This is a genomic window from Roseomonas sp. TAS13, from assembly GCF_001950415.1.
Classification (GTDB): Bacteria; Pseudomonadota; Alphaproteobacteria; order Acetobacterales; family Acetobacteraceae; genus Roseomonas; species Roseomonas mucosa.
The window spans coordinates 1-12,108 of sequence record NZ_BDLP01000114.1; the positions used below are offsets into that span (position 1 = coordinate 1).

Annotated in this window: 10 protein-coding genes; 5 read left to right on the forward strand and 5 right to left on the reverse strand. The window is 71.6% G+C overall.

Annotation, left to right across the window (positions count from 1 at the left end; genetic code table 11):
- Window positions 1–1,604: glycoside hydrolase (locus tag ROTAS13_RS10990; protein ID WP_139323319.1), on the reverse strand; the 1,604-nt coding region annotated here is incomplete at its 3' end.
- A 66-nt stretch (window positions 1,605–1,670) separates the two neighbouring features.
- On the opposite strand from ROTAS13_RS10990, the gene ROTAS13_RS10995 reads away from it, so the two are divergent.
- From ROTAS13_RS10995 to ROTAS13_RS11010, 4 genes are all read left to right on the forward strand, one after another.
- Window positions 1,671–2,120, forward strand: a complete 450-nt coding sequence (locus ROTAS13_RS10995; RefSeq protein WP_019462303.1) for a CoA-binding protein — start codon at window positions 1,671–1,673, stop codon at window positions 2,118–2,120.
- Between the two features lie 185 nt (window positions 2,121–2,305).
- Window positions 2,306–3,106 (forward strand): DUF2076 domain-containing protein, encoded by an 801-nt coding sequence (locus ROTAS13_RS11000; RefSeq protein ID WP_075822345.1) that lies wholly within the window; start codon window positions 2,306–2,308, stop codon window positions 3,104–3,106.
- A 184-nt stretch (window positions 3,107–3,290) separates the two neighbouring features.
- A complete protein-coding gene (locus tag ROTAS13_RS11005; protein ID WP_171979077.1) occupies window positions 3,291–6,020 on the forward strand; it encodes a bifunctional diguanylate cyclase/phosphodiesterase in 2,730 nt (909 codons plus the stop codon).
- Between the two features lie 34 nt (window positions 6,021–6,054).
- Window positions 6,055–7,332: an MFS transporter gene (locus tag ROTAS13_RS11010; RefSeq protein ID WP_075822347.1), complete on the forward strand. Its 1,278-nt coding sequence runs from the start codon at window positions 6,055–6,057 to the stop codon at window positions 7,330–7,332.
- A 25-nt stretch (window positions 7,333–7,357) separates the two neighbouring features.
- On the opposite strand, the gene ROTAS13_RS11015 is transcribed toward ROTAS13_RS11010, so the two are convergent.
- From ROTAS13_RS11015 to ROTAS13_RS11030, 4 genes are all read right to left on the reverse strand, one after another.
- A complete protein-coding gene (locus ROTAS13_RS11015; protein ID WP_075822348.1) occupies window positions 7,358–7,840 on the reverse strand; it encodes a GNAT family N-acetyltransferase in 483 nt (160 codons plus the stop codon).
- 79 nt (window positions 7,841–7,919) lie between these two features.
- The gene (locus ROTAS13_RS11020; RefSeq protein WP_019462308.1) at window positions 7,920–8,207 is read right to left on the reverse strand and encodes a hypothetical protein; all 288 of its coding nucleotides are present in this window, start codon (window positions 8,205–8,207) and stop codon (window positions 7,920–7,922) included.
- Between the two features lie 204 nt (window positions 8,208–8,411).
- Window positions 8,412–9,755, reverse strand: a complete 1,344-nt coding sequence (gene dctA, locus ROTAS13_RS11025; RefSeq protein WP_019462309.1) for a C4-dicarboxylate transporter DctA — start codon at window positions 9,753–9,755, stop codon at window positions 8,412–8,414.
- A gap of 134 nt (window positions 9,756–9,889) precedes the next feature.
- Window positions 9,890–11,026: a pyridoxal-phosphate dependent enzyme gene (locus ROTAS13_RS11030; RefSeq protein ID WP_075822349.1), complete on the reverse strand. Its 1,137-nt coding sequence runs from the start codon at window positions 11,024–11,026 to the stop codon at window positions 9,890–9,892.
- A 101-nt stretch (window positions 11,027–11,127) separates the two neighbouring features.
- On the opposite strand from ROTAS13_RS11030, the gene ROTAS13_RS11035 reads away from it, so the two are divergent.
- Window positions 11,128–12,108, forward strand: a 981-nt coding sequence (locus tag ROTAS13_RS11035; protein WP_075822350.1) for a M20/M25/M40 family metallo-hydrolase, incomplete at its 3' end; no start/stop codon positions are given.

Sequence of the window (12,108 nt, forward strand, 5' to 3'; positions counted from 1 at the left end):
GCCTGGAGGTTCTCCGGCCCCTCGCGCCACGCGCTGGCCAGCGCCGCCAGGGCCAGGGTGCCGCCCGCCCAGGCCTCCGCCCAGCCGCCGCCGCGCAGGGGCAGGTCGCGCAGCAGCGCCCGGGCGACGACCGCGACCAGCGGCACGGCGAAGGTGGGGAACGGGAAGTCGCGGTAGCGCGGATCGAAGAGCAGCAGGAGCTGGAGGACCATCGCTGTCCAGAGGAAGACGAAGGACAGGTCGTCGAAGGCGAAGCCGCGCCAGTCCCGCCAGCGCAGCCGCCCGCGCAGCAGCGCCCGGACCGAGGCCGTCGCCTGGGCGCCGGTGCGCGGCATCTCCACCGGCAGGCCGGACAGGACCTGCCCCGCCCGGCGCAGCAGCAGCGCCGCCAGCAGCGCCTGCCCGGCGAGGTTCGCCGTGACCGCCAGCATCAGGTGCTCGTCGAAGGCATAGGGCACGCCGCCGCACCAGGCGAAGGCCAGCGCGTTGCCCAGCGCCAGGGCCAGCAGCGCCAGCGGTGCGCGCGGCGCGGCGGGAAAGGCGCGGGCGGTGGCGGCGAGGAGGCCGAGGCCCAGCAGCGCCGCCGCCCCGGCATACCAGCCCCAGAGCGCGTTCTCCCGCACCGGGCCGGAGAGGGCGAATTTCGGCTGCCGGTCGGCGGTCCAGAGGCCCCAGGCGGCGCCGACCGTGCCCTCGCTCTTGTACTTCCAGACCTGGTCGAAGGCCTCGATGACGTTGTAGTCGAAGCCCTCCTCCCGGCTCAGCGCCGCGAACTCCCGCAGGAAGCGCGCCTGGCTCACTGTGGAGGGCACCGCCCCCTCGCGCCAGCGGCCGGCGCTGGGCCAGCCGACCTCGCCGATGGCGATGGGCTTGCCGGGAAAGAGCGCCCGCATGCGATGGACGATGTCGCGGGTATGGGCGATCGCCGCCTCGACATCGAGCGGCTCGTCCTCCCAATAGGGCAGGATGTGGATGGTGACGATGTCCACATGCCTCGCCACCTCCGGGAACTGCTGCCAGAACTCCCAGACATCGGCATAGGTCACGGGCTGCCGCACAGCGGCCCGCACGCGGTCGAGGTAGCCGATCAGCGCGGCGGGCGGCAGGTCGCGGCGCAGCAGCACCTCGTTGCCGACGACCACGCGCTCCACCGTCTCCGGATGGCGGTTGGCGCTCTCGATCAGCCGCGCCACCTCGCGCTCGTTGTTCGCCAGCGTGCCGCTCAGCCAGGCGCCCTGCCAGAGCTTCAGCCCGTTGCGCGCGGCGATGGCGGCCACGTCGTAGTCGCCCTCGATGCTGGCATAGGTGCGGATGCCCCGGACGCGCGGAGCGATCAGGCGCATGTCCTCCTCGACCTCCGTCGCGCTGGGGAAGATGCCGCGCAGCGGGCTGTCCCCGGTGCGGAAGGGGGCGAAGGAGACGCTGTTCAGCCGCTCCGCCGGCATCGGCAGGTCGCCGAGCTGCGCCCGGTTCGGCCACCACCAGGCCAGCAGCGTGGCCAGCAGCCCGAGCAGCAGGACGGCCGGCAGGCCCCATCCCGGGGCAGTCCCCGGGGAAGTTCCCCGGGAAGCCGGTCGCGGGGTGAACCCGTTCGCGCGTCGCATGTTCACCTCCATACTGGCCCATTCCTAGCGGGCCGGTATGGCGAAACGAAGGTGGAGGAAAGGCGAATGGGCCTGGACGGGATGAGCGACGAGGCGGTGCGCGACCTCTTGTTGCGCACGCGCCGCATCGCGGTGGTGGGCGCTTCGGACCGGCCAGGGCGGCCGTCGAACGGCGTGTTCCGCTTTCTGCTCGACCGGGGCTACGACGCGGTGCCGGTCAATCCCGCCCTGGCGGGCCGGACGCTGCATGGCGTGGCCGCCGTGGCGGGCCTGGAGGAGGCCGCGCCGCTCGACCTCGTGGATGTCTTCCGGCGCTCGGAGGATGCCGGGGCGGTGGTGGACGAGGCGATCCGGCTCGGCGCCCCGGCGGTCTGGCTGCAGCTCGGGGTCGTGGACCAGGCTGCGGCGGAGCGGGCGCGCGCGGCCGGAGTGGTTTGCGTCATGGACCGCTGCCCGGCGATCGAATGGGGCCGGCTGGGCCTTCCGCCCCGGATCTCCGGTCCAGCCCCGGAGTGAACCGGCGTCCAGGGGTGAAGATGGCGGCGGAGATGGCCAGCGGATGAAAAAGCCGCCGTATTCGTATCAAACGTTAACTTCTTGTTAGAATTGGATTGAAAGCCGCCGCGTTCTGGTCCAACTCCGCGTTCTCTGCATCGGCGGGCGCATGCGCCCCGTGGCGGCAGATCGGAGCATATGGAACGATGACCGAGGAAGAGCGTCGCATCATCACGGACTACGTCACGCGCGTTTCGGGGGCCGAGGCCCAGGCGGCGCGCCCGGCCAGCCCGTGGGGCGGCAGCGTGCCCTCGACCCGGGCACCCTCCAGCCTTCCGCCCGTGGACCCCGAGGCGGACCGGCTGATCCAGGACCTTTTCGCCCGCTATCCCGAGGCGCGCTACCGAATCACCCAGACGGCCTTTGTGCAGGAGGCCGCTCTGGTACAGGCGCAGAACCGCATCCAGCAGCTGGAATGGGAGCTCGACAACGCACGCCAGCAGGTGGAGGCGGCGCAGGCCCAGGGTGGCAATCGGGGCGGGCTGTTCGGCGGCATGTTCGGCGGCGGCCAGCGCCAGCCGGTGCCGGCGCGGCCGATGTCGCCGCCGCCGCAGCCCATGGCCATGCCGAACGGCTATGCGCCGCAGCAGATGCTGCAGCCGGGCCGTAGCGGCTCGGGCTTCCTCGGCACCGCACTGACCACGGCGGCGGGCGTGGCGGGCGGCATGGTCCTCGGCAATGCGCTGATGAACATGTTCTCGGGCCACGAGGCGCATGCGGCGAGCGTGGTGGACGATGCCACGGGCGGCGCCTTCGGCCAGGATGCGGTGGCCACCCCGGCTTCCTCTCCCTGGACGGACCCGGCCGGGCAGAACGATGCCTATGGCGCCCAGGACACGGGCTGGAGCCAAAATGATGCGGCATCGTCACAAGATGCCGGTTGGGGGCAGGATGACGCCTCCGGCTATGATACAAGCGATACAGGCAGTTATGATGACGAGGTCTGATGTCCCGGTGGCCTGACGTCCCGGGCTTCTGATATCCTGGGACGGTGCGGGGCACGGGCCTCCCGCCAGGACGCGAGAGGAAATCCGGTCCATACCGTCCCAGCCACCCCATGAAACTGCCAGACCCGGCCCTGTCCTGCGCGACGGGGCCGGGTTCCTGCCTGTGGCGGGTGGCGCGCAGGCGTTGGCGGGCCCGGCCCCCGGCGGTCTGGTCGTGGAGGCCATGCCCTGGGTGGCCCTGGTCGCGTCCCTCGTCATGCTGGTGGGCGCCTGCATCGGGATCAGCACGGTGCGGGACCTGTTGCTGGACAGCCTGCGGGCCGAAGCCAGGGTCATCGCGCAGGGCATGGCCGGGCAGGTCCAGCAGGTGCTGCGGAGTGCGGACAATGCCCTGTCCCTCCTGCAATCCGACCTGCCGCCCCACGGCCCGTTGCCGGACGATGCGGCGCTTCGCCGGATGATAGGGTGCTGCCAGATGCTGCCGGGGGAAGTGGGGGTCTTCCTGCGGGACCGGCAGGGCACGGTGATCGCGTCCACCTTCGAGAACCCGGAACTGGAAGGGGCCCTCGGTGCCTTGTCCGTGCCCTCACCCACCGTCCCGCCCGCCCTGGCCTCGCCAGGAACGCCGTCCCGGCTCATCACCCTGCCGCAGGACCGGCCACCTCGTTTCCTCGCGCTGCTGCGCCCGCCTTCCGGCGCCGGACAGTACGGGGTAGGAATGATCCTGCAGGCCACGGCGCTGCTGGAATCCTTTGATGGGCTGCTGGCCCTGCAACCCTCCGCCGTCCGTCTGCAGCAGCAGGGCCCGATCCAGACCGTGCTGGCACAGCGTGGCAGTCCCGATCTGCTGAGCCGGATCACCGGCACGCGTGACACCCCCGCCACCGGGCTGGCGAGCTGGAGCGGGCAGGACTGGCTGACAGCCACCAGCCCGGTGCCGCCTTTCACGGCCCATGTCACCGTCAGCCTTTCCGCGGCGGAGACGATGCGCCGCTGGCGGGAGATCAGCCTGGCCTGCCTGGCCGCCCTGGTGGCGCTGGCCGTGGCCATGACCGGCATCACCCTGGCCCTGCGGCGGCATGGCCGGGCGCGCGCCGCCACGGTGCACCGGCTCATGGAGGCGGAGCAGGATCTCCGCCTCGCCCATGCCGTGGCGCAGATCGGGGAGTTCTCGCTCGATCTCGCGACCCGCCGCGTCACCTGGAGCGAGGGCGTCCACCGGCTGTTCCGCACCGATCCCCGGCAGCCCATGCGCCCGCTCTCCTGGATCCTCGACCACCTCGACCCCGAGGGCCACAAGGACGTGCGGCATGTCTGGCGCCGCCTTCTGGCGGAACCGGAGCGCAACCTGCGCAGCGAAAGGCGCATCCGTCGCGCCGACGGCACCACCGCCTGGTGCTGGATCGAGTTCCGCCTGCAGCGCGACGCGCAGGGCCGCCCAGCGGCCATCCGCGGCGTGCTGCAGGACATCACGCGGGAGCGGGAAGCCGAGGAGCAGGTCCGCCGGCTGGCGGAAAAGGACTCCCTGACCGGCCTCGCCAACCGCTGGCGCCTGCAGAAGCATCTGGAGGAAAGCCTCGGCGCGGCGCGCGAAACGGGGCAGCGGGTCGGGGTGCTGTACCTGGACCTCGATGGGTTCAAGAGCATCAACGACCGCTGGGGGCACCGGGCGGGGGACCAGCTGCTGCTGCAGGTGGCCGAGCGCATCCAGGCCGCCGCGCGCCCCGGGGACCTGGTGGCGCGGCTGGGCGGGGACGAGTTCGTGGTGGTGCAGTCCGGCCTGCCGGAGGATGCCGCCCGCGCCGCCGAGACGATCCAGCGCCTCGCCACGCGGCTGATCACCCTGCTGCGCCGCAGCTACGACCTGGGCGATGGGCGGGAGGGCATCGTTTCCGCCTCGGCGGGGCTCGCCCTTTTCCCAACCGACGCGGCGGATGCCAGCGGGCTGCTGGAATGTGCCGACACCGCCCTCTACCGCACCAAGCTCGCCGGGCGGAACGGCTGGTCCAGCTTCTCCTTCGAGATGGACCGCGAGATCCGCGACGCGCGCTCGCTGGAGCAGGACCTGCGGCAGGCCGTGCCGCAGGGGCAGCTGGAGCTCGCCTGGCAGCCGCAGGCGGCGCTCGATCCGCCCCGGGCAGCTCCTGGCGAAACCCTTGGGGAGGCTTCTGGGGCAACCGTGGACGCGGAGTCCCTGCCCCGGATCGTCGGCTTCGAGGCCCTTCTGCGCTGGCGCCACCCCGAGCGTGGCCTGCTGTCCCCGGATGTCTTCATCCCCTCCGCCGAACGCTCCGGCACCATCCTGGAGATCGGCGAATGGGTGCTGCGGACCGCCTGCGCCGAGGCGGCGTGCTGGGGCCGCCCGCTCCGCCTCGCGGTCAACGTCTCTCCGGTACAGGTACAGCAGGGGGATCTGGTGGCCGTCGTCCACCGCGCGCTGCGCAGTTCCGGCCTGCCGCCGGAGCGGCTGGAGCTGGAGGTCACCGAAGGCCTGCTGCTGCGCGATGTCGGGCAGGTGCAGGCCACGCTGAGCGCGCTGCGCGGCATGGGGGTGGGGATCACCCTGGACGATTTCGGCACCGGCTATTCCTCGCTGATGACGCTGCGCGCCTTCCCCTTCGGCCGGCTGAAGCTGGACCGCGGCTTCATCGCCACCATGGCCGAGGACGCGACCTCCGCCGCCATCGTGCGCGGCACGCTGGCCCTGGCCCGCAGCCTCGGCCTGCCCGTCACCGCCGAGGGGGTGGAGACGGAGGAGCAGGCCCGCGCCCTGCGCGCCGAGGGCTGCGAGGAGATCCAGGGCTGGCTGATCGGCCGCCCCCTGCCGATCGAACGCTGGCGCTCGCTGACCGGGGAAGGCGCCGGCGCCCCGGGCGGCAGCCCCGAAGGCGTGGACGATACGGTGCCGAGTTGACTGCTGCCCGGCCGCGGCGCAGCCTGCGCGCGACATGTCCGCCGATCCGGAAGCCCCGCCCGGGGAACGCACCGCCCCCGCCTTCCCCGACCATGCCTCCCCCGACCGTGGCTCCAGGGACTGGCCTGCGATCGGGCTGATCTGCACCGGGCATTTCCTGTCGCATTTCTACATGCTCTGCCTCGCGCCGCTGTTTCCGCTGTGGCGCGATGAGTTCGGCGTCTCCTATGCCACGCTCGGCCTGGCGCTGGCACTGATGAGCGGCGTGACCGCCGCGTTGCAGACGCCGGTCGGCTTCCTGGTGGACCGGCACGGCGCACGCCCCTTCCTGGTCGGCGGCACGCTGCTGATGGCGCTCTCGATCTCCGCCATGGGCCTCGCCCCGGGCTTCTGGGCGGTGCTGCTGCTGGCGCTGCTGTCGGGCATCGGCAACAGCGTGATCCATCCGGCCGACTACGCCATCCTGGCCGGCAGCGTCAGCGGCCACCGCATGGGCCGCGCCTTCTCGCTCCACACCTTCACCGGCAATCTCGGCTTCGCCCTGGCGCCGGTCGTGGTGCTGACCCTGTCGGACCTGATGGGCTGGCGCGCCACGCTGGCGCTGGTCGGGCTGCTGGGCGTGCCGGTGGTGGCGGCGATCCTCTGGCAGTCCCGCATCCTGGCGGACCAGGCGAAGCCCCGCACCGCCCGCACCGCCACGAATGCCGGCGCGGGCGGCAACCTGCTGCTGTCGCGGCCGATGCTGCTTTTCTTCGCCTTCTTCCTGCTGTCCTCCATGGCCAGCTCCGGCATCCAGTCCTTCCTGATCCCGGTGCTGGGCCAGATCTGGGGCACGCCGCTGGAGGTCGCGTCCTGGGCGCTGACCGGCTACATGATCGGCAATTCGGCCGGGGTGCTGCTGGGCGGGTGGTATGCCGACCGGTCGCGGCGGCACCTGGTCTTCGTGGTGGGGCTGACGCTGCTTTCCATGGCGCTGCTGCTCCTGCTCGGCGCCCTGCCGCTGCCGGACATCCTGCAGCCCATCATCGTGGTGGCGGCCGGTACGGCGCTCGGCGCTTCCCGCACCCCGCGCGACGTGATGGTGAAGGAGGCCTCGCCGCCCGGGCAGATCGGCAAGGTCTTCGGCTTCATCTCCTCCGGCCTGCCGCTGGGCAGCGCCCTGATCCCCGTGCCGGTGGGCATGCTGCTGGATGCCGGCTATGCCGTGCTGGTGCTGCCGCTGGTGGCGCTGCTGCTGGGACTGTCGCTGCTCTGCGCCGGCGGCGGGCGGGGCGAGGCGCGCCGCGAGGTCGGCGTGGTGGCGGCCGAGTGATGGGGCGGCGCCGGACCGCCGGCGCCTATAGGGGCTTCTGCCAGAACAGCGCCCGGCCGGCGGCGGGGTCGAGCACATAGGCGCCGAAACCCGCCTTTTCATAGGCGGCGCGGGCCACCCGGTTCCCTTCCAGCACCTCCAGCGTGATCTTGCAGCAGCCCCGTTCCCGCGCGATCCGCTCGGCCTCGGCCAGCAGCATCCGGCCGATCCCCCGCCCCCGGAAGCGGCGGGACACCACCACGTCGTGCAGGTTCAGCAGGGGCCGCCCGGCGAAGGTGGAGAAGCCCTCGAAGGCGTTCAGCAGCCCCGCCGCCTCGCCCTCCGCATGGGCCAGCAGGGTCAGGGCCTGGGGCCGCCGGGCCAGTTCCGCGGCCAGGCCCTCCGCGACGCCGTCCGGCAGGGGCTTGCCGCCGCCCATCGGGTCGAGGGCGTATTCCCGCATCAGCCGGGCGATCGCGCCGGCCTGGACCGGGTCGCCGTAATCCGCCTGCGCCACGGTGATGGTCATGGAAGTCCTCGCGCCGGAATGGAGAAGGTAAGGCCGGGAAACGGCCGTTGCCGGAGCGGACCTGCCACCCTTCCGGGCTTCAGGCCATCCCGCTCCGCATGCTTCCCATGGCGGCCCGGATGCGCGTCCATTCCACCACGGCCGCCTCGGTGAAGGCGTCGGCGCAGTCCACGACCTCGGGCGGCGTGCAGCCCAGGGCCCCGGCCAGATGTTCCCGGACCCCGGCCGTGGCCCGGGCGAGGACCTTCGTCATCTCCCCCCGGTCCATATCCGAAAGGATTTCCTGGGCGAACCGGACACCGCCTTCGCGGGACGCCTGCAGCGTTTCCCGGTAGAAGCGGGCCCTTTCCTTGGTGTCCTGCGCCATTCCATTCCTTTTCCGAGCGGGTCCCGAGAACCCTTCTCACCGGAGAATAGCTAAACAAGGGTGGCGGGACTGCGTTTCCGGACACAATGCGGCGGGACATGGGATTTCCCCGGTCCGGATCAGTTTTGCGGAAGAAAGCGCGAAGGGCCGCCGGAATGCTCCGGAGGCCCGGCGCCCGGCCGGGGCGGCATGCAGGCCCTGCCCTCACTCCGCCGGGCGGCGCACTCCGTCGCGGTCCGGCAGCGGCAGGGTCCCGCGTTCCTCCGTACCGATCCCGGCGACGGGAATGCCGTGCAGGGCCTCGCGCAGCCGAACCGGGTCCAGCTCGCCCTCCCAGCGGCTGATCGCCACGCAGGCCACGCCGTTGCCGACGAGATTGGTCAGGGCGCGGACCTCGCTCATGAACTTGTCGATGCCGACCAGCACGGCCAGGGCCTGGATGGGGATGTCCGGGATGACCGACAGCGTGGCCGCCAGGGTGATGAAGCCCGCCCCGGTCACGCCCGAGGCGCCCTTGGAGGTCAGCATCGCCACCAGCAGGATGGTCAGTTCCTGCCCCCAGCTCAGATGGGTGTTGGTGGCATTGGCCAGGAACATCGTGGCCAGCGTCATGTAGATGTTGGTGCCGTCGAGGTTGAAGGAATAGCCGAGCGGCACGGTGATGCCGACCACCTTGGGCGAGCAGCCCAGCGCCTCCATCTTGCGCATGATCTGCGGCAGCACGCTCTCGCTGCTGGAAGTGCCGAGCACGATCAGCAGCTCCTCGCGGATGTAGTTGACGAAGCGCAGGATCGAGAAGCCGCAGAGCCAGCCGACGAAGCCCAGCACCACCAGCACGAAGAGCGCCGAGGTGATGTAGAAGGTCCCCACCAGCTCGCCCAGTTGCAGCAGGGAGCGGATGCCATAGGCGCCGATGGTGAAGGCCATGGCGCCGAAGGCACCGATCGGCGCCACCTTCACCACGATCGCGACGATGCCGAAGAAGACCCGCGCCATGCCGTCGATCGCCGCCGCGGTGGGCGCGCGGAAACGCTCCGGCAGGGCATTGATGGCAAAGCCGGTCAGTACCGCCAGCAGCAGCACCTGCAGCAGGTCGCCATTGGCGAAGGCGCCGATGAAGGTGTCGGGGATGATCGCCATCAGATGCGCCGCGACGCTGTCCTTGGCCGCCTGCTGGGCATAGGCCTGGATGGCGCTGGCGTTGAGCTGCGACGGGTCGATGTTGAAGCCGCTGCCGGTGCCGAAGACCTTGGCCACGAAGAGGCCGATCACCAGGGCGAAGGTCGAGATCACCTCGAAGTAGAACAGCGCCTTGATGCCGACGCGGCCCACCGAGCGCGCATCGTTCACCGAGGCGATGCCGTGCACCACGGTGCAGAAGACCACAGGGGCGATGACCAGCTTGATCAGCTTCACGAAGCCGTCGCCCAGCGGCTTCATCGCCGCGCCGGTCTCCGGCCAGAGGGCGCCGACCAGAACGCCGAGGACGATGGCGACGAGGACCTGGACGTAGAGAAGGGACAACCAGCGCCTGAGCATGGGCGACATATCTCCGAGAGTCCGTCCCGGCCGGAACGAAGAACGGCCTCCGGAGAAGCGACCGGGCTGCTGACGCCCACTGATATATAGAGGACTGCCGGGTGTTTCCTTTCTCCCCGGTTACCTCGTGTCCATCTTGTTCGTCAGACGGTGAGCCCAAGCAGTTCCGCGATCCGCGGCGTGGCCTTCACCCCCGTGCCGGTCAGCAGCAGCACCGTGCTCTGCGCCGCGCCGATGCGCCCTTCCCGCAGCAACCGGCCGAAGCCTGCCGCCGCCTGCGCGCTGGTCGGCTCGGCATAGAGGCCCCGCCCCGCCAGTTCGAGCGTGGCCCGGGCGATCTCCTCTTCCTCCAGAATGACAGCGCCGCCATGCGTTTCGCGCAAGGCCTGGACGACCTCCGGCAGGCGGATCGGCGCGGCAATGGCGGTGCCCTCGGCGATGGTCGGGCGCGGCTCAGCCGGCGGGGCGCCGAGCGCGGCGCGGGCGATGGGCGCGCAATTCGCCGGCTGCACGGCGAAGAGGCGCGGCATCCGCGCGATCTGCCCGGCCCGCAGCAGCTCCGCGAAGCCGATCCAGCAGCCCAGCACGTTGGAGCCGGCGCCGCAGGGGATCACGATATTGTCCGGCGCTCGGAAGCCGAGATCCTCCCAGAGCTCATAGGCCAGGGTCTTGGTGCCGTGCAGGAAGAAGGGATGCCAGTTGTGCGAGGCGTAGAAGGTGCCGGACTCGCGCTCCCGCCCCTGGCGCAGCGCCTCGTCGGCGCAGTCCTGCCGCGTGCCGGGCACGAGCTGGATCTCGGCCCCGGCGGCGCGAGACTGCACCGTCTTGGCGGGCGAGGTCGATTCCGGCACCAGGATGCGCGCCCGCATCCCGCCCGCCGCCGCATAGGTGGCGATGGCCGCGCCGCCATTGCCGGAGGAGTCCTCCAGCACCGCGCCGATCCCCTGTTCCCGCAGCAGCGAAAGCATCACCGAGGCGCCACGGTCCTTGAAGGAGCTGGTGGGCATGAACCATTCGCACTTCACCAGGGCCGTACCGGCGCCGAGGCGGCGCTCCAGCAGCGGCGTGCAACCCTCGCCCAGCGAAATCGGGGCGGGAGGGGCGAAGGGCAGCGCCGCGGCATAGCGCCAGACCGAACGCTCGCCGCGCGCGATGTCGTCGCGGCCGATGCCGGGCAGGTCGGTGAGGAAGAGCGGCTGTCCGCCGTCGCCGCACCAGCGCGGCAGTTCCAGCGGCCAGCGCTGGCCGGAGCGGGGGTCGAGATAGGCTGTGTTGCTCATGGGGCGCGGAGCCTCGCGCGGCTCCCGCCTCCCGGCAAGGGGCCTTGCCATGCGCCGGACCGGGCGCGAGACAAGGGGCACGGAAGCAGCAGGAGAAGAGCATGACCGAGGCCGATGCCGTGGCTGTCCTGGCCCGCGACCTGGTGCGGATCGACAGCCGCTCCAGCCTCTCCAACCTGCCCGTCGCCGAGCGGCTGGAGGCCGAGCTGCGTGGCTTCGAGATCGAGCGGCTGGACTATGCGGATGCCGCCGGCGTGGCCAAGCGCGTCCTGGTGGCCCATCGCGGCCCGCTGTCCGGCGGCGGCCTCGCCCTGTCGGGCCATATGGACACGGTGCCGGAAACCGGCTGGACGGAGGACCCCTGGTCGGGCCGGGTGGACGAGGCGGGCATCCTGCACGGCCTGGGCGCCGCCGACATGAAGGGTCCGGTGGCCGCCATCGTGGTCGCGGCGCGCGGCCTGCCCGCCGGCATCCCCGTGACCCTGCTGCTGACCACTGACGAGGAAACCACCAAGCAGGGCGCCCGCCTCGTGGCGCAGCGTTCGGAACTGGCCCGGCGCGCGGCGCCGCGCGGCATCGTGGTGGCGGAGCCGACCAGCCTGGTTCCCGTGCGCGGCCACCGCGCCAATGTCATGTTCACCGCGACCGCCACGGGCATCCAGGCGCATTCCTCCGGCGCCCGGGGAGTGAACGCGAACTGGGCGCTGATCCCCTTCCTGGCGGAGATGCGGGAGGTCTTCGCCCGGCTGCGAAGCGATCCGGCGTTGCAGGACCCGGCCTACGACCCGCCCTTTTCCGACTTCAACCTGCTGATCGACAACCACGGCACGGCGGTGAACGTCACCGTCCCCCGTGCCACGGCGCGCATCAAGTTCCGCTATTCCCGCAGCATCGATCCGGCGCCGGTCGTGGCGGCGGTGCGCGCGGCCGCGGAGCGTGCCGGGCTGGCACTGGAGATGCAGGCCGATCCTGGCGCGCCGGAACTGCCGGAGGAGCACCCGCTGGTGGCGCTGGCGGTGCGCGAGACCGGCCAGGCGCCGCGCACCGCCGCCTATGGCACCGACGCGACGGAGCTCCAGGCC